Here is a 17,441-nt window from a genome sequence, read left to right as displayed (position 1 = left end):
AGAAGGCGCTGACATGCTCGAAGTTTCCAACGCCACGCTCCATTACGGCGCTGCTCAGGCGCTGCGCGGTGTGTCGCTGACGGCGGGTGCCGGCAAGATCACCTGCGTGCTCGGCCGCAACGGCGTCGGCAAGACCAGTTTGATGAGATCGATCGTCGGCCACCACCGGCTGACGAGCGGAAGCGTTGCCTTCGAGGGGAAGGCGCTCGACCGGAGCGCGGCGTATGATCGCGCCCGGTCGGGCATCGCATTCGTACCGCAGGGCAGGGAGATCTTTCCGCTGCTGACGGTGCGCGAAAACCTGGAGTCCGGCTTTGCGCCGTTGAAGCGCGCCGACCGCAACGTGCCGGCGCATGTCTTCGAACTGTTTCCGGTGCTGAAGCAGATGCTGGGGCGGCGCGGCGGCGATCTCTCAGGCGGCCAGCAGCAGCAGCTCGCCATCGGCCGGGCGCTCGTCATGCGGCCGAAACTGCTGGTGTTCGACGAGCCGACCGAAGGCATCCAGCCCTCGATCATCAAGGACATCGGCCGGGCCATCCGCTATCTGCGCGACCAGGCCGGTATCGCCGTTCTGCTGGTCGAGCAATATCTAGATTTCTGCCGCGAGCTCGCCGACGAGGTCAACATCATGGACCGCGGCCAGATCGTCCACACCGGACCGGCCGAAGATCTCGACCGGGCGGACGTCAGGAAGTTTCTGACGGTTTAACGCAGGTCGACGGCTGCACGGATCGTACACGTCGAAGATTGGCTGAAATGCCCACAATCACTTCGTCATTCTAGGGCGGAGCCAAGGAGCGGAGCGACGCGCGCAGACCCTAGAATCCATGCCGCGACATCAGCCAAAGAGTGCCGCGATGCAGAACAAGATCGCTTCTGCGGCACATTGGCATTCCACATTCTGCACCGTTAATGACGCTTCTTCATCCCGGCATGGATCCCTGGGTCTTCGCTCCGCTTCGCGTCGCAACGCCCAAGGATGATGAAGTCGCGAAGGTCCGCACCCGTTGCGTCGGACTTTCGTCCGAGGCCGCCACACTCTGGCACGCCGAATACTGCATGCTAGTCTTTCCTAGGCCTCGGTGAGTCGGCCGCTTCCGTATCAGTCTGGTTCTGTAGCAGATCGAGGGAATATGCTGGCTCAGCCTGCAAGTTCCACGCAAGCAAGCCACCCTAGCTTCCCTAGCAGTTCTGATTGTCGGTCGATGCGTTCAGATAATCTTGCCAGGAGAATAGGGCTATGGAACGGTTCGTCGAGGACCACCAGAAACGACGGCTGACAGAGCGTGTCGACATCATCACCGCCATCAACATTCTGCGCTCGCAAGGCTACCAGCAGGATGAGCTGATCGGCGAAATCACCAAGGTTTTCTACGTCGACCTCGACACTTACAACGAGATCGTCATAGCGGCCTAAAAGCGCGTCGCGCCTGAACGGCCTCATGCGACGCGCTTTGGGGTGTTGTTTTACGTGTGGTGAGGTTCAGGCCGGCTGAATATCAGCCCAGCCTACCCGGCGCGCCGGAAGGCGAGCACACGGTTGCGGCCGCCGCGCTTGGCGCCGTAAAGCGCCTTGTCGGCGGCGCTGAGCACCTTGTCGAATTTGGTGCCGCCCTCGCTGCCGAAGGCGTAGCCGGCGCTGACCGTGCAGGAGAGCAGGCGGGTCTCGGTATCGATCCGGCGCATGGCAAAACTGGCCCGGATCCGCTCGGCTATGAATTCCACCTTTTCAGGCAAGGTGCGATCGAGCACCAATGCAAATTCCTCTCCGCCCATGCGCGCGGCGACATCGCCCGGCTGGAGATTGGCGGTCAAATCCTTGGCGAACAGTTTCAGCACCTCGTCGCCGGTGGCATGGCCGAACTCGTCATTTATGGCCTTGAAGCCGTCGAGATCGAACACGATCACGGCGGTGAAGGACCGGACCGGTGTTTTGCCGTGCAGGTCGAACAAAGCGCGCCGATTGAGCAGTCCGGTCAGCGGATCGGTCAGCGCTTCGCGGCGATGATGCTGCGCCAGGCGTCCCTGGTTAAGCGCCAGCGAGAGCGCGCCGATGCCGGTCATGCAGGCGATGACGACGATGAGGCTGAAATCCTCGGCCCAGTTGCTCGGCGCATGGCCAAGCACCAGCCTGCCATCCCAGACAAGTGCACCGGAGCACAGCACGAAGGAAATTGCGGTGGCGGTGTAGAGCCCTGCAATGCCGAGGATCGGGGCCGGGAATTCCGTACGACCCTTCCAGTATTCATAGGCCGTCGCAAACAAAAGCAGCGCGGCGAAGGCATTCTCCAGCATGAAGCCCAGCCCGTCATAGCCAAGCGCCATCGGCGGCAAGGCGACTGCCAGCGAGACGCCGGCGCCGACAGCGATGCGCGGCAATGGCGAGCGGCCGGTCGTGAACTGATGGGCCGCGCCCAGCATGGTCGCGAAGCCGAGCAGCAGGAACGTGAAGCTGGCGAGGCCGAGCAGGCGTCCGGGCGCGTCGATATAGGCCTGGTAGGCGAAGACGTCGGCGACGATCAGAAGCACGCTGACCGCCCAGGTCAGCAGGAATTTTTCCGAGCGCGCGGTAAGCCAAATGCCGAACAGCGTCAGGCCGAGGCAAGCGGCGGAAAACCCGACAGCCAACAGAAGGGAACTGTAGTCGAGCGACATGCCCTCGTCCTTGCGCGCGGCGGCCGGCCTCTAGAAAGGACCCGCACCGGATTTATGCAGGATGGAGGTATCGATAAGGTTACGATGCGCATAAGCTATCACGCTTCGGTTCATCGTAGCAATTCTGGGTTGAAACCCTTTTCAAGGGAAAGCGCTGATCGCTTTCCCGGGAAAACCGTTCCACACTTTTCCTGGAATTGCTCCTAATGCATGTCGCACAGAAGTGTGCCGCGGTTCTGGGACAACGGCATGCATCAAGACAACGACTTAAATCGCGTCGTATGAATCCGTTTCAGCGCGACGCGCTTTAACCGATCAGCTCACCCGCTTCATCAGCGCCATGGCGCCGAACGGCGCGCGCACCTTGCCCTCGGTGATGAAGTAGACGAACACATCGCGCGGTTTCACCGGCGCGTCGAAAGTCGGATCGGCGCGCCGCAGATCGGCCGGCTGCTTGCCTTGCGCCCAGGTCTTCACCCGCGCTGCCCATTCGTCCAGGCCATTCGGCGTATAGCAATCCGGATTGTCGTCGCTGCCGGTCTGCAGCCGTGCATAGATAAAATCGCCGGTGATGTCGGCGATACCAGGATATTTGGCATGGTCGGCATAGACGATTGCCGCCTTGTATTTGCGCGCCAGGCCCACAAATTCCGGCACGCTGAAACTGTCGTTGCGCACTTCCAGCGCATGGCGCAGCGCCACGCCATCCTGCTTTTCCGGCAGCAGCTTCAGGAAGGCCTCGAAATCGTCGGCGTCGAACTTTTTCGTCGGCGCGAACTGCCACAGGATCGGGCCCAGCTTGTCGCCCAGCGCGGCAATGCCGGAGCCGAGAAAGCGCGTCATGGACTCGCCGGCTTCGCCAAGCACGCGGCGGTTGGTGACGAAGCGATTGCCCTTCAGCGAATAGACGAAACCGTCCGGCGCCTCGCCCGCCCATTTGACGAAGGTCGGCTCCTTGAAGCTGGAATAGTAGGTGCCGTTGACCTCGATGCTCGGCACCTGGCGGGTGGCGTAACTTAGCTGTTTGGCCTTGGAAAGCTTGTCCGGGTAGAAAGACGTATCCCAGGGTTCGAAAGTCCAGCCGCCCATCCCGGCGCGGATTGTTCCTTGGCTGATCATCGTCTTCCTCCCATTCTAAAAATGCGGTCAGGCTATTTTTCCAACCGGTTTGATCATGTCGACCACGATCCATCCGGGACGGTGGGGATTGGCTCGGCGGCCCGTTTCGTGGAAGCCATAGGCCGTATAGATCTCGATGTTCCGCTCCATGCGCGAATTGGTGTAGAGCCGCACCTCCGGCACACCCCATAGCCGCGCCTGTTCCTGGGCGAAGTCGAGCAGCGCGGTGCCGAGTTTCCTGCCCTGGAAAGCGGGGGAGACCGCGACGCTGAAGATCATCGCATGATCGGGATGGCGCTCAATAACGATCAGCCCGGCGAGTTCCGCGCCGCTCTCCAAGAGCCAGACCTCGCCACGCTCGATGCGTGGCGCATAGTCCTCGGTGACTGGGAGCGGCGGCGCGCCTAACAGGGGCGTGTAGTGCTCATAGGCGGTCTGCGTCAGCGAGACGACTGCGTCGAGATCACCGGCAAGCGCCTGTCGGACTGTCATTCAAAGCTCTCCAGGCGCCCGACCGGTCTGTCAGTTACTCCGCCGCTTCGCGCTTGCCTCCGGGCCGCCGCTCCAAAAGCTCCTTCAGGAACTGGCCGGTGTAGCTGCGCTTTTCGCGCACGATGGCTTCCGGTGTGCCCTGTGCCACCAGTTCGCCACCGCCATCGCCGCCTTCGGGGCCGAGGTCGAGCACCCAGTCGGCGGTCTTGATGACTTCGAGATTGTGCTCGATGACCACCACCGTGTTGCCCTGGTCGACCAGTTCGTGAAGCACTTCCAGCAACTTGGCGACGTCGTGGAAGTGCAGGCCGGTGGTCGGCTCGTCGAGGATGTAGAGCGTCTTGCCGGTCGCCTTGCGCGACAATTCCTTGGCGAGCTTGATGCGCTGCGCCTCGCCGCCCGACAGCGTCGTCGCCTGCTGGCCGATATGGATGTAGCCGAGGCCGACCTGCTTCAGCGTCTCCAGCTTGTCGCGCACCCCGGGCACGGCGGCAAAGAAATCGACGCCTTCCTCGACCGTCATGTCCAGGACGTCGGCGATCGACTTGCCCTTGAACAGGACGTCGAGCGTCTCGCGGTTGTAGCGCTTGCCGTGGCAGACGTCGCACGTGACGTAGACGTCGGGCAGGAAGTGCATCTCGATCTTGATGACGCCGTCGCCCTGGCAGGCCTCGCAGCGGCCGCCCTTCACGTTGAAGGAGAAGCGGCCCGGCTGATAGCCGCGGGCCTTGGCCTCGGGCAACCCGGCAAACCAGTCGCGGATCGGTGTGAAGGCGCCGGTGTAGGTGGCCGGGTTCGAACGCGGTGTGCGGCCGATCGGCGACTGGTCGATGTCGATGACCTTGTCGAGGAATTCGAGGCCCTCGATGCGGTCGTGATCGGCCGGATGCTCGCGCGAGCCCATGATGCGGCGCGACGCCGCCTTGAACAGCGTCTCGATCAGGAAGGTCGATTTGCCGCCGCCAGACACGCCGGTGACGGCGGTAAAAGTGCCGAGCGGGATTTCGGCAGTGACGTTCTTGAGATTGTTGCCGCGCGCGCCGACGATCTTCAGCCGGCGGTTTTTCTTGGCCTCGCGCCTGACACCGGGCGTGGCGACTTCGAGCGCGCCCGACAGATATTTACCGGTGATCGAGTTGGGATTGGCCATCACCTGCTGCGGCGTGCCTTGGGCGATGATCTCGCCGCCATGAATGCCGGCGGCCGGACCCATGTCGACGACATAATCGGCATGCAGGATGGCGTCCTCGTCATGCTCGACGACGATCACCGTGTTGCCGATGTCGCGCAGATGCTTGAGCGTGTCGAGCAGGCGGGCATTGTCGCGCTGGTGCAGGCCGATCGACGGCTCGTCCAGCACATAGAGCACGCCGGTGAGGCCGGAGCCGATCTGCGACGCCAGACGGATGCGCTGGCTCTCGCCGCCCGACAGCGTGCCGGAATTGCGCGACAGCGTCAGATAGTCGAGGCCGACATCGTTGAGGAAGCGCAGGCGGTCACGGATTTCCTTGAGAACGCGCACCGCGATCTCGTTCTGCTGGTCGTTGAGATGTGGCGGCAGTTCGGTGAACCACTGGTCGGCCTTGCGGATCGACAGCTCTGTGACTTCGCCGATATGCTTGCCGGCGATCTTCACCGCCAGCGCTTCCGGCTTCAGCCGGTATCCCTTGCAGACCGGGCAGGGCGTCGCCGACATGAAGCGCTCGATCTCCTCGCGCATCCAGGCGGATTCGGTTTCCTTCCACCGCCGTTCGAGATTGGGAATGACGCCCTCGAACGTCTTGGTGGTCTTGTAGGAGCGCAGGCCGTCATCATATTGGAAGGTGACCTCGCGCTCGCCGGTGCCACGCAGGACGGCATCCTTAGCCTCTTCGGTCAGGTCTTTGAACTTGTCGCCGAGCTTGAAGCCGTATGCCTTGCCCAGCGCTTCCAGCGTCTGCGCATAATAGGGCGAGGTCGATTTCGCCCACGGGCTGACGGCGCCGTCGCGCAGCGAGACGTTTTCGTCCGGCACGATCAGGCTGGCGTCGATGGCGCGCTGATTGCCGAGGCCGTCGCAGGTCGGGCAGGCGCCGAACGGGTTGTTGAACGAGAACAGCCTGGGCTCGATCTCCGGAATGGTGAAGCCGGAAACCGGGCAGGCGAATTTTTCCGAGAACAGGATGCGCTCATGCGTCTCGTTCTTCGATTTGTTGACCGAGTCCTCGCCGGTCTGGCTGGCGTCGAGCGGCCGGTCGGCGAACTCGGCCACCGCCAGCCCTTCGGCGAGCTTCAGCGCCGTTTCGATGGAATCGGCAAGCCGTGTTGCCAGGTCGCCGCGCACGACGATGCGGTCGACGACGACGTCGATGTCGTGCTTGTACTTCTTGTCCAACGCCGGCACATCGGCGATCTCATAGAAGACGCCGTCGACCTTGACGCGCTGAAAGCCCTTCTTCTGCAGCTCCAGCAGTTCCTTGCGATACTCGCCCTTGCGGCCGCGCACGATCGGCGCCAGCAGGAAAAGGCGCGTGCCTTCCTCGACCGCCAGCACCCGGTCGACCATCTGTGAAACCGTCTGGCTCTCGATCGGCAGGCCGGTCGCCGGCGAATAGGGGATGCCGACGCGCGCGAACAGCAAGCGCATGTAGTCGTAGATCTCGGTGACGGTGCCGACCGTCGAACGCGGGTTCTTCGACGTGGTCTTCTGCTCGATCGAGATGGCCGGCGACAGGCCGTCGATCTGGTCGACATCCGGCTTCTGCATCATTTCGAGGAACTGGCGCGCATAAGCCGACAGGCTCTCGACGTAACGGCGCTGGCCCTCGGCATAGATGGTGTCGAAAGCAAGCGACGATTTGCCGGAGCCCGACAGGCCGGTCATGACGATCAGGCTGTCACGCGGCAGGTCGAGATCGACATTCTTTAGGTTGTGTTCGCGTGCCCCGCGAATGGAAAGGTATTTATGGTCGGCCATCGCCGGTCGCCGCCTCAGGTCTGGTGTCAGTGGGATCGGCGGGTTTTCCCGGCCATTCCCTATGTAGGTATTTTTGCCGCCACGTCGAGAGACGCCACACTTCTCGACCAAAGCCGTTTAACCGTCTTTCGCGCGAACGGGCAAGCGGAAAGAACAAAGACCGAACACGCTCCTGACAAAGCTGTGCAGAAACTGACAAGGGTGTTTCAGAAACTGACCCTGACGTAAGCTCCCGACGATCACATTTTCCGTAACCGGCTATTCAAGGTTGACGCCGTCAAATCAGGGGCGCACTCTGCCGGAGTCAACGGAGCCGGCCGTCTTTGATGGCCTCGCCGCCCATAGCGGCCTGCGAGACGCCGCAGGTTTTTGCGATTTGTGCTTCGGATTGACACCAGTCGCAACGGACATAGGAGCGGAGCATGACGCCACCGGATAGTCCCTTGAGGCTCCACCTGCTAGTGGAGCCGCGGCGGGCATAATTGCCAGGTAGTTTCAAGGCATTGGAGTGTATGCGTCCAAACGAACGCATCGCGTCAGTCCAACAAACCACCAGACAAACCGTGACCTGCCGAATCCCACAAAAATCAGAGACGGCTAGTCGGATAGTCGGCTGAATGCCGCGAAGCATCCGAAATCAAAGTCGGTATAACACTACCGGCAGTTTGGATTTGGAATCCAAAAAAAAGCCCCGACCGTTAGCGGAAGCAACGGCGGGGCTGTTCTTTTGCGAGGAAGTCGTCGGCGCAGGCTTTCTCTCCCGTATGGTAGCTGGGAGAAGGGGCTACCGGCGCGGCGGCTTGATCCCACCCGTGCCGACATCGACAGTGATGCTGCCGGAAATCCTGACATCGGTGTCGCCGATCTTGAACGTGCCGTTCTCGCCGGGAGGCAGCGCGTCGTCCGGCTCCGGCTGCGGCGCGGGCTTGGCGATGCGGTAGTCGCCGGCCACGCCGGGCAGGGCGCCTTTCCGCGACGTGCTGGTGCTGCCCCCGGCAAAGGCCATGCTCGATGTCGCCGCCGTGATGGCAATGGCTATGGTCAGTCTGTTCAGGTGGTAGCGCATGGCAAGACTATAGTGCCGCGCTCAAGGCGAGGCCAGACCAGCGGCGTTGAAATTGAGGGAACACCGGCCTGCATTCAATCCGCCGATCAGGCCGCCTCCTTTTTGCGGGTGTCGAACACATGGTCGACGAGGCCCCACTCCTTGGCCTCCTTGGCGGTCATGAAGAAATCGCGGTCGAGCGTGCGTTCGACCTCTTCATAGGTGCGGCCGCAATGTTGCGCATACAGTTCCGTCATGTGCCGTTTGGTGCGCAAAATGCCTTCGGCATGGCGCTGGATGTCGGAGGCCTGGCCCTGGAAGCCGCCCAGAGGCTGGTGCAGCACGATGCTGGCGTTGGGGAGCGCGATGCGCCGGCCCGGCGTTCCCGCCATCAGCAGGAACGAGGCCATCGAGGCGGCAAAGCCCATGCACACCGTCGATACCGGGCAACTGACAAATTGCATCGTGTCGTAGATGGCGAAGCCGCTGGTAACCACGCCGCCCGGCGAGTTGATGTAAAGCGAGATCTCCTTGTCGGGGTTTTCGGATTCCAGCGACAGGAGCTGGGCGCAGACCAGCGCCGACATGCCGTCATTGATCTCGCCATTGACGAAGATGATGCGCTCGCGCAGCAGCCGCGAGAAAATGTCGAAGGCGCGTTCGCCGCGGCTCGATTGCTCGATCACCATCGGCACCAGATTGGCAAAGCCGCTCATCTCATTGTCTCCGTTTTGATTTTGCCGGTTCAGGCAGCGCGCAGCAACAGGCGTGGCGCGTTGGCGGCGACAGGCGGTTTGGGCTTGTATGCGCGCAGCCAGAGCCGGCAGCCGGCGCCGGCCATCGCGACCGCAGGCGTCAGGACAAACCCGTCATGGACGATGCGCAGATGCGTGCCGCCGGAAACGGTGCGGGCGAGTGTGAAGGTGACGATGCTCTCCAGCTCCTCGCGGTCGGCGTCGCCGGAACGCTCGCGCCAGGAATAGCGCAGCAGGCGCCCCGGTTCGGCATCGAGCACTTCGCACTCGATCGGCTTCTCAGGCCCGGCAAAGGCAAAGCGGCTGCCGGTTTCCGGCTTGATGTCGTTCGGCATCATCCATTCCGCCAAAAGCTCCGGCACGGTCAGCGCCCGCCACACTTTTTCCGGTGCGTCCGGCAGATCGCATTCGAAGGCGAGGGCATCCTTGGCGGTCTGCGTCTGCTTTTCGTCGGTCATTGGTCCATGTCCTTCAAAACGGCCTTCAGTCTTTCGATGCGCTCCGGCCAGAATGCGCGGTAGCGTTCGATCCAGCCGAGCAGCGGCTCGAGCCCTTGCGGATCGGTGCGATAGTAGGCGTTGCGGCCGACCCGCCTTTCGCTGACCAGGCCGGCGCCGCGCAGTACGGCAAGGTGCTGCGACACCGCCGGCTGCGACACGCTCATGCCGGTGCGCAACTCCGAAACGCTCATCTCGCCGGAAGTCAGCCGCTCATAGACGGCGCGTCGCGTCGGGTCGGCCAGGGCGCGAAAAATCTGTGCTTCGATCATGACAAAAGCATAAGTCAATACTTATCGATTTGGCAAGGGGTGTTTTGAATGCCCCGTATTGATTGGATCCTGCCGGGCCTCTAATCCATGGGGAACAAGATGGGCCGATCATCGCGAGGCAGGAGTAGTATTTATGAATTCCAACGTCGATCTTTCGTCCGCCGAGAACCTCAACGAGGCTCTGAGGCTCTATCGCCGCCTCGTACTCGGTATAGGAGCGATCGCCGTCATCGGTTTCGTGGCCGTGATCTTGTTGGCCAAGCTGGGTACGGCGCTATCGCCGCCATACGGGATTTACATCTTCGGCGAAGGATTGGGGACCTGGGGCCTGATCGCGGTGGTAGCGGCGCTCGTCGCTCAGGTGTGGTGGCACGGGCGCGCGATCGGGAAATTGCTGAATGACCCGGCTCTGAAATCTGAACCTGCAGTCGGGCTGATGTCGGCACCAACCGTGATCGCACAGCGCGCCCATGCCATGGGCATGGAGTGGAGCGGCTTTTTCGGTCCGTTGCGACCAGCTAAAAAACGGCGCTGACGACACCGCCTCTCGCCCCTGCGTGTCAGCTAAATCCACGCGCCCGCGTCGGCGATTGCTGCCATTCCTTGACAATCCGTGGTTAACAGTATAGGAACGAAAAGGGAACAAAAACCTTGTGGGAAAAGCCAGCCGCGGCAAGCCAGGATTGTCCGCGGCCTATAAGGTGAACGACTTGATATTTGTTTCGGATGAGCGCGGAGAATTGTCATGGCGGGTAGCGTCAACAAGGTCATTCTGGTCGGTAACCTCGGCGCGGACCCTGAAATCCGCCGCCTGAATTCTGGTGACCCGGTCGTCAACATCCGCATCGCCACGTCGGAAAGCTGGCGCGACAAGAACTCCGGCGAGCGCAAGGAAAAGACCGAATGGCACAACGTGGTCATTTTCAATGACCAGATCGCCAAGGTCGCCGAGCAGTACCTGAAGAAGGGCATGAAGGTTTACGTCGAAGGCCAGCTGCAGACACGCAAATGGCAGGATCAGACCGGCGCCGACAAGTACACGACCGAAGTCGTGTTGCAGAAATTCCGCGGCGAGCTGCAGATGCTCGATTCTCGCGGCGAGGGCGGCGGTCAGGTCGGCAACTATGCCGGCGGCGGCGGCGCGAGCCGTGGCTCGGATTTCGGCCAGTCTGGCCCCAATGAGAGCTTCAACCGCGGCGGCAATAGCGGTGGCGGCGGTTCCAAGGGCGGCGGTGGCGGCGGCTCGTCGCGCGAACTGGACGACGAAATCCCGTTCTGAGCTGACGATAGTCAGCGATATCTGAGGAGAGGGTGCGGTGTCGCTCGGACCGCTTCTGTCGGCGAGCCCTCCCATTCCATGGCACGCCTTCGCGGCCCTTGCCGCGCTGGCCGTTGGCGCTACGCAACTGGCGCTGCCGAAAGGCACGACGCGTCATCGTGTCGTCGGCTATGCCTGGGCGGCGCTGATGCTGGTCGTCGCCGTCTCCAGTTTCTGGATCCAGCAGATACGCCTCGTCGGTCCGTTCAGCCCGATCCATCTCTTATCGATTTTAGTGTTGATCGCCGTGCCGTTGGCGGTCTGGCACGCGCATATGCATCGGGTCGCCAAACATCGCAGGGTCATGATATCGCTGTATGTTTTCGCCCTGATCGGCGCCGGCGTGTTCACGCTGCTGCCGGGGCGGATCATGCACACGGTCGTCTTCGGCCAGTGACGCTTTCTGAAAGGAAGATTGCCGTGAAAGCCCGGATCAAATGGGTCGAGGAGCGCACCTTCGTCGGCGAGTCCGGCAGCGGCCACAAGGTTGTGCTGGGAACCGCCTCCGGGCCGGAAGGCAAGACGCCGGGTCCGAGCCCGATGGAACTGGTGCTGATCGGCACCGGCGGCTGCTCGGCCTATGATGTCGTTCACATCCTCGAAAAAGGCCGCGAGGCGATCGAGGACTGTGTTGTCGAACTCGACGCCGACCGGGCCGAAACCGACCCGAAAGTCTTCACCCGCATCCACATGCATTTCATCGTCACGGGCCACGCGCTGTCGCGCGACAAGGTCCAGCGGGCCATCAACCTGTCGATCGAGAAATACTGCTCGGCCTCGGCCATGCTGGCCAAGACGGCTGTCATCACCCACGATTTCGAGGTCGTCGATACGGCGGTGGAGTAGGGAGCAGGGAGCAGGGAACAGGGAGCAGGGGCTGCCGCTTACCCCGCCATCAGCGCCTTGATGCCATCCGCGACGAACTGAACCGCAAGCGCGGCCAGGATGACGCCGAGCAGGCGGGTGAGGATCGAGCGGCCGGTCTGGCCGAGGATGCGGTCGATGCGCTCCGACAGCACGAACACCAGATAGGTGATGGCAAGGCAGACGAAGATGATGCCGACCAGCGCCGCTTGTGCTGCAAAACCCTGAAAAGAGCCCGACAGTAGCACAGTCGCCGAAATCGCACCGGGGCCGGCGATCAGCGGGATCGCCAGCGGGAAGGCCGCGATGTTGTGGATCATGTCCTTGGTGATGGCGACGTCGCCGATCTTCTCCTTGCGATCTTGGCGGCGCTCGAACACCATTTCGAAAGCGATGAAGAACAGCAAAAACCCGCCGGCGACGCGGAAAGCCGGCAGCGTGATGCCGAACACCGACAGGATGGACGCCCCGGCCACCGCAAACAGCGCCATCACCAGGAAGCCGATGATCGAGGCGCGCACCGAAACCTGCTGACGTTCCTCGCGGTTCATGCCGCGTGTCACCGCGAGGAAGAGCGGCGCGAGACCTGGCGGGTCGATGGTCACCAGAATGGTCACGAAGGCGTTGAACAGGCTGTCGAAACTCGGCATCGCTGACCCCTCCCGCCGGGCCGGACCCCTGCGCCACCATAGTGGTAGAGCAAAGCCCGACCGGTGGGAACCGTCTGACATGGCGATACCGGAGACGGCGTCAGTGTTAGGCGGCAGCGTTGCAATAGGCCTCCAGGCGATAGCCGTCGGGATCGACGACGAAGGCAGCGTAATAGTTCTCGCCATATTCGGCGCGCAGGCCCGGCGCGCCATTGTCGCTGCCGCCTGCACGCAAGGCGGCGGCATGGAAGGCAACGACACTCTGCCTCGTCGGCGCGGTAAAGCAGAAATGCAGACCGGACTTCTCGTCCGATGACACTGGCCGCTCCGCGTCGTTCACCCACAGCGCCACGGTTTGCGCACCATAACCCAGTGAGCCTGGCGACTGGCTGAGGCAGGAATAACCGAGCGGCTTTAGCGCGGCATCGTAGAAGGGCTTCGAAAAATTGGTGTCGCGGACGCCGATCGAGACATGGTCAAGCATGTTTTTTCACCTTTTTTGCAATATGTTGCGTCATCAGTTCCTGGGCGACGCGGCGCGCCAGGAACTCGACTTCGAGACGCCATGTCTTGCCATCGTCGTGCGAACGCTCGCCGAGCCAGCGGAAGCTGTCCTTGGTGATGCGCGAAAAGCTCCAGCGGACCGAGGAACCAGTGCCGTCGGCGCCGACCTGCACAATTGTGTCGCCTTCGGCGCGACCAAGCTGGCGGCTGTAGTATTGGTTTCGCGGGTCGCTCCAGAAGATGTGCCAGGCATCCGAGCCGGGATCATAGGCCCGCAGCGTTGTGCCATAGAAAGTCCATTTGCCGAGCGAGGGCGAGGGGCCGGCATCCCGCGCGGGCAGGATCCATACATCCTGGATCGCCCTGCCTTCCAGGACCCAGCCGAAATGCACCTCGCCGCGTCCGGTGAGAACCGTGCCGTCCTCGAGATGGCGCGTGGCATCGAATGTCCAGGCGCCGACGAAGCGGCCGTAGAGATCCAGCTTTTCAGCCAGGCCGGGATTGGGGCCGTCGCTGTGGAGCGCTTCGACAAAGGAGGATGTACCGATCATACTTGCTGCCTTCGTTATGTCAGGAGGCTGCAAGCGATAGGCCCCGACCGGCTGTCGCGCTTGGGAAAAATTGCTATCTTTCAAGCCATGACGACGAGCGAACAAAACCTGGCATCGGGGCAGGGTTGGTATGTCTGTGACGTGCTGTGCACGGCCGGCGCCGGCGACCGCCCGTTCGAGGAGGCGCACGACACCTTCTGCGTTGCCGCTGTCACCAGCGGCACCTTCCGCTACCGCACCAGGCAAGGCGCCGCCATGCTGGCGCCGGGCGCGATCCTGCTCGGCAATGTCGGCGCCTGCTATGAATGCGGGCATGAGCATGGCTCCGGCGACCGTTGCCTGTCCTTCCACTTCGCTCCGGCCTATCTCGACCGCATCGCCAGCGACGTGCCCGGCGCGAGCAAGCTCGCCTTCCGCGTGCCGCATATGCCGCCCTTGCCGGCGCTGGCATCGCTGCTGGCCGAGGCGGAAGCGGCGCGCGAGATGGTCGACATCGACGCCTTTGAGGAGCTTGGTCTGCGAATTGCCGGCGCAGCACTGGCAGTTGCCGGCGCAGCACTGCCTGTGGCCAGCGATGCGGTGCCGGGCGTCCGAGCGCCGAGCCGCCGCGACCAGAAACGGGTTGCCGAGGCGGTGCGGCAGATCGAGCTCCATGCCGACCGGCCGGTCTCGCTTTCCGAGCTTGCCTGCGCGACGGCGACCAGCCCGTATCATTTCCTGCGCACCTTCCGGCAGGTCGCCGGCATGACGCCCTATCAGTTTCTGCTGAGAACCCGGCTGCACCGCGCGGCGGTGCGGCTGCGCATGTCAGGCGATGCCATCTCGGCAATCGCCTTCGAGGCCGGTTTCAACGATTTGTCGACGTTCAACCGCCGTTTCCGGCGCGTCATGGGCGAGACGCCTGGCGACTATCGCGCCCGGCGGGTGGCTACCCGCTGATGCGTCCGCCTGCCTCCTGATACGCTCTTGGCTTGGAAAACGGTCCATCGCAGGCTTTTGCCCTGGCGGCGGCGAATGCGTTATGGCCAAATCGTCGCAATCAGAGGTATCCATTTGAATTTACCACTGAAATCCTCATTGGAAAAGCACCACGAATATTGGAGTTTCGGCCGTGCTTCCTATATAAGCGGTCAGTGATTCCTGATTAGATTGTGATCCGATTTGACCGACCAAAAACCCCCGCGCGGCGCCGACGGCGGCCCTACCGGCATCGAGCCCATCTCCATCATCGAGGAGATGCAGAGCTCCTACCTCTCTTATGCCATGAGCGTCATCGTCAGCCGTGCGCTGCCCGATGTACGCGACGGCCTGAAGCCGGTTCACCGCCGCATTCTCTATGCGGCGCATGAGAGCGGTTACCACTGGAACCGCAAATATGTGAAGTCGGCCCGCCCGGTCGCCGACGTGATGGGTAAATACCATCCGCATGGCGACGCCTCGATCTACGACGCCTTGGTGCGCATGGCGCAGGACTGGTCTCTGCGCGTGCCGCTGATCGACGGGCAGGGTAATTTCGGCTCCATCGACGGCGATCCGCCGGCGGCGATGCGCTACACCGAATCGCGGCTGACCAAGGTCGCACATGAGCTGCTGGAGGACATCGACAAGGAAACCGTCGATTTCCAGGAGACTTATGACGCCTCCGATACCGAGCCGAAGGTGCTGCCGGCGCGCTTCCCCAACCTTCTGGTCAACGGTTCCGGCGGCATTGCCGTAGGCATGGCCACCAACATTCCGCCGCATAATCTGGCCGAGATCTGCAACGGCGCGATCGCCATCATCGACAATCCGGCAATCGACTTGCCGGCGCTGATGGAGATCATTCCGGGTCCCGATTTCCCGACCGGCGGCATCGTGCTCGGCCGTTCCGGCATCTACAGCGCCTATGCGACGGGCCGTGGCTCCATCGTCATGCGCGGCAAGGTCAATGTCGAACAGCGCGGCAACGACCGTGAATCGATCATCATCACGGAAGTCCCGTACCAGGTGAACAAGGCCTCGATGATCGAGAAAATGGCCGAGCTGGTGCGCGACAAGCGCATCGAAGGCATTTCCGACATTCGCGACGAAAGCGACCGCCAGGGCTACCGCGTCGTCATCGAGCTGAAGCGCGACGCTGTCGCCGACGTCATTCTCAACCAGCTTTACCGCTTCACGCCGCTGCAGACCTCCTTCGGCGCCAATATGGTGGCGCTGAACGGCGGCAAGCCGGAAGTGATGAACCTGACTGACATGCTGAAGGCGTTTGTCAGCTTCCGCGAAGAGGTGATTAGCCGGCGCACGAAATTCCTGCTGCGCAAGGCGCGCGACCGCGCCCACGTGCTGGTCGGCCTCGCCATCGCCGTCGCCAACATCGACGAAGTCATCAAGCTGATCCGCACCGCGCCCGATCCGCAGACGGCGCGCGAGCAGTTGATGGAGCGACGCTGGCCCTCCGGGGACGTCGAGTCATTGATTCTGCTTATCGACGATCCGCGCCATCGCATCAACGAGGATGGCACCTACAACCTCTCCGAGGAACAGGCGCGCGCAATCCTCGAACTGCGCCTGCAGCGCCTGACCGCGCTCGGCCGTGACGAAATCGCCGACGAGCTGAACACCATCGGCGACGAGATCAAGGATTACCTCGATATTCTGTCGTCCCGCGCCCGCATCCAACAGATCGTCAAGGACGAGCTTGCCGCCGTGCGCGACGAGTTCGGCACGCCGCGCCGCACCGAGCTCACCGACGGCGGCGCCGACATGGAAGACGAGGACCTGATCCAGCGCGAGGACATGGTCGTCACCGTCAGCCATTCCGGCTATATCAAGCGCGTGCCGCTGTCGCTCTACCGGGCGCAACGCCGCGGCGGCAAGGGCCGCTCCGGCATGTCGACCAAGGAAGAGGATTTCGTCACCCGGCTGTTCGTCGCCAACACGCATACGCCGGTGCTGTTCTTCTCCTCGCGCGGCATCGTCTACAAGGAAAAGGTCTGGCGGCTGCCAATCGGCAATCCGCAGTCGCGCGGCAAGGCGCTGATCAACATGCTGCCGCTGGAGCAGGGCGAGCGCATCACCACCATCATGCCGCTGCCCGAGGACGAGACCAGCTGGGGCGAACTCGACGTCATGTTCGCCACCACGCGCGGCACCGTGCGCCGTAACAAGCTGTCCGAATTCGTCCAGGTCAACCGCAATGGCAAGATCGCCATGAAGCTGGAGGAGGAGGGCGACGAGATTCTCGGCGTCGAGACCTGCACAGACAATGACGATGTGCTTTTGACCGCCAGTTCCGGCCAGTGCATCCGCTTCCGCGTTGGCGATGTGCGCGTCTTCCAGAGCCGCAATTCGGTCGGCGTGCGCGGCATAAGCATGGCCGAGACCGACCGCATCATCTCCATGTCGGTGATCGAGCATGTCGATGCTTCGCCGGCGGAACGCTCCGCCTACCTCAAGCGGGCAGCACAGGAGCGGCGGCTTGCCGCCGAGGTGACCGGCGAGGAAGAAGAGATTGCACTCACCAATGAGGAGATTGGCGAGGAGACCGAGCTTTCCGACAGCCGTTACGAAGAGCTCAAGGCGCATGAGCAGTATGTGCTGACGGTGACCGAATATGGCTACGGCAAGCGCTCGTCATCCTACGATTTCCGCCTGACCGGACGCGGCGGCAAAGGCATCCGCGCCACCGACGTGTCGAAGGTGGCCGAGATCGGCCAGCTGGTGGCGACTTTCCCGGTCGGCAATGACGACCAGATCATGCTGGTTTCGGATGGCGGCACGGTCA

At 62.5% G+C, this 17,441-nt stretch carries 19 protein-coding genes; 8 read left to right on the top strand and 11 right to left on the bottom strand.

Features of this window, described 5'->3' with window-relative positions; translation table 11 throughout:
* Positions 1–13 precede the first annotated feature (13 nt).
* Positions 14–709, top strand: a complete 696-nt coding sequence (gene urtE, locus NKL06_RS00095; protein ID WP_023693382.1) for an urea ABC transporter ATP-binding subunit UrtE — start codon at positions 14–16, stop codon at positions 707–709.
* Positions 710–1,240: 531 nt separating this feature from the next.
* Positions 1,241–1,417, top strand: a complete 177-nt coding sequence (locus tag NKL06_RS00090) for a hypothetical protein (protein WP_023670936.1) — start codon at positions 1,241–1,243, stop codon at positions 1,415–1,417.
* Between the two features lie 92 nt (positions 1,418–1,509).
* Here NKL06_RS00090 and NKL06_RS00085 read toward each other — a convergent pair whose 3' ends face one another.
* The 8 genes from NKL06_RS00085 to NKL06_RS00050 form a co-directional block, all read right to left on the bottom strand.
* Positions 1,510–2,655: a GGDEF domain-containing protein gene (locus NKL06_RS00085; RefSeq protein ID WP_023670937.1), complete on the bottom strand. Its 1,146-nt coding sequence runs from the start codon at positions 2,653–2,655 to the stop codon at positions 1,510–1,512.
* Positions 2,656–2,970: 315 nt separating this feature from the next.
* Positions 2,971–3,774 (bottom strand): DUF72 domain-containing protein, encoded by an 804-nt coding sequence (locus tag NKL06_RS00080; protein WP_023693383.1) that lies wholly within the window; start codon positions 3,772–3,774, stop codon positions 2,971–2,973.
* Between the two features lie 27 nt (positions 3,775–3,801).
* Positions 3,802–4,266, bottom strand: coding sequence for a GNAT family N-acetyltransferase (locus NKL06_RS00075; protein WP_023693384.1), 465 nt, complete (start codon positions 4,264–4,266; stop codon positions 3,802–3,804).
* A gap of 34 nt (positions 4,267–4,300) precedes the next feature.
* Positions 4,301–7,222, bottom strand: a complete 2,922-nt coding sequence (gene uvrA, locus NKL06_RS00070; RefSeq protein ID WP_023693385.1) for an excinuclease ABC subunit UvrA — start codon at positions 7,220–7,222, stop codon at positions 4,301–4,303.
* A gap of 784 nt (positions 7,223–8,006) precedes the next feature.
* The gene (locus NKL06_RS00065) at positions 8,007–8,228 is read right to left on the bottom strand and encodes a hypothetical protein (RefSeq protein ID WP_032906241.1); all 222 of its coding nucleotides are present in this window, start codon (positions 8,226–8,228) and stop codon (positions 8,007–8,009) included.
* A gap of 146 nt (positions 8,229–8,374) precedes the next feature.
* Positions 8,375–8,983, bottom strand: a complete 609-nt coding sequence (locus NKL06_RS00060) for an ATP-dependent Clp protease proteolytic subunit (protein WP_023693387.1) — start codon at positions 8,981–8,983, stop codon at positions 8,375–8,377.
* A gap of 29 nt (positions 8,984–9,012) precedes the next feature.
* Complete coding sequence (locus NKL06_RS00055) at positions 9,013–9,480, bottom strand: SRPBCC family protein (protein ID WP_023693388.1); 468 nt, start codon at positions 9,478–9,480, stop codon at positions 9,013–9,015.
* Positions 9,477–9,791: an ArsR/SmtB family transcription factor gene (locus tag NKL06_RS00050; RefSeq protein WP_023693389.1), complete on the bottom strand. Its 315-nt coding sequence runs from the start codon at positions 9,789–9,791 to the stop codon at positions 9,477–9,479. Before NKL06_RS00050 ends, NKL06_RS00055 begins: the two co-directional genes overlap by 4 nt.
* 133 nt (positions 9,792–9,924) lie before the next feature.
* Here NKL06_RS00050 and NKL06_RS00045 point away from each other — a divergent pair, with 133 nt between their 5' ends.
* From NKL06_RS00045 to NKL06_RS00030, 4 genes are all read left to right on the top strand, one after another.
* Positions 9,925–10,326, top strand: coding sequence for a hypothetical protein (locus NKL06_RS00045; RefSeq protein WP_023670945.1), 402 nt, complete (start codon positions 9,925–9,927; stop codon positions 10,324–10,326).
* 210 nt (positions 10,327–10,536) lie between these two features.
* Complete coding sequence (gene ssb / locus NKL06_RS00040) at positions 10,537–11,070, top strand: single-stranded DNA-binding protein (protein ID WP_023670946.1); 534 nt, start codon at positions 10,537–10,539, stop codon at positions 11,068–11,070.
* A gap of 37 nt (positions 11,071–11,107) precedes the next feature.
* Complete coding sequence (locus NKL06_RS00035; RefSeq protein WP_023670947.1) at positions 11,108–11,506, top strand: DUF2306 domain-containing protein; 399 nt, start codon at positions 11,108–11,110, stop codon at positions 11,504–11,506.
* A gap of 23 nt (positions 11,507–11,529) precedes the next feature.
* Complete coding sequence (locus NKL06_RS00030) at positions 11,530–11,955, top strand: OsmC family protein (protein WP_023693390.1); 426 nt, start codon at positions 11,530–11,532, stop codon at positions 11,953–11,955.
* Positions 11,956–11,993: 38 nt separating this feature from the next.
* Here NKL06_RS00030 and NKL06_RS00025 read toward each other — a convergent pair whose 3' ends face one another.
* The 3 genes from NKL06_RS00025 to NKL06_RS00015 all read right to left on the bottom strand — a co-directional run bounded on the left by NKL06_RS00025 (position 11,994) and on the right by NKL06_RS00015 (position 13,678).
* Positions 11,994–12,623, bottom strand: a complete 630-nt coding sequence (locus tag NKL06_RS00025; protein WP_023670949.1) for a MarC family protein — start codon at positions 12,621–12,623, stop codon at positions 11,994–11,996.
* A 106-nt stretch (positions 12,624–12,729) separates the two neighbouring features.
* Positions 12,730–13,107 (bottom strand): VOC family protein, encoded by a 378-nt coding sequence (locus NKL06_RS00020; RefSeq protein WP_023693391.1) that lies wholly within the window; start codon positions 13,105–13,107, stop codon positions 12,730–12,732.
* On the bottom strand, positions 13,100–13,678 hold the full coding sequence (locus NKL06_RS00015; RefSeq protein ID WP_023693392.1) for a hypothetical protein: 579 nt from the start codon (positions 13,676–13,678) through the stop codon (positions 13,100–13,102). Before NKL06_RS00015 ends, NKL06_RS00020 begins: the two co-directional genes overlap by 8 nt.
* A gap of 87 nt (positions 13,679–13,765) precedes the next feature.
* Between NKL06_RS00015 and NKL06_RS00010 the strand changes: the two genes are divergently transcribed.
* Both NKL06_RS00010 and gyrA read left to right on the top strand, forming a co-directional pair.
* Positions 13,766–14,617, top strand: a complete 852-nt coding sequence (locus tag NKL06_RS00010; protein WP_023693393.1) for a helix-turn-helix transcriptional regulator — start codon at positions 13,766–13,768, stop codon at positions 14,615–14,617.
* A gap of 222 nt (positions 14,618–14,839) precedes the next feature.
* Positions 14,840–17,441, top strand: a 2,602-nt coding sequence (gyrA, locus tag NKL06_RS00005) for a DNA gyrase subunit A (RefSeq protein ID WP_352580028.1), incomplete at its 3' end; no start/stop codon positions are given.

The organism is Mesorhizobium sp. C268A (assembly GCF_040324475.1).
Classification (GTDB): domain Bacteria; phylum Pseudomonadota; class Alphaproteobacteria; order Rhizobiales; family Rhizobiaceae; genus Mesorhizobium.
This window is presented reverse-complemented; position numbering and strand designations above follow the sequence as displayed.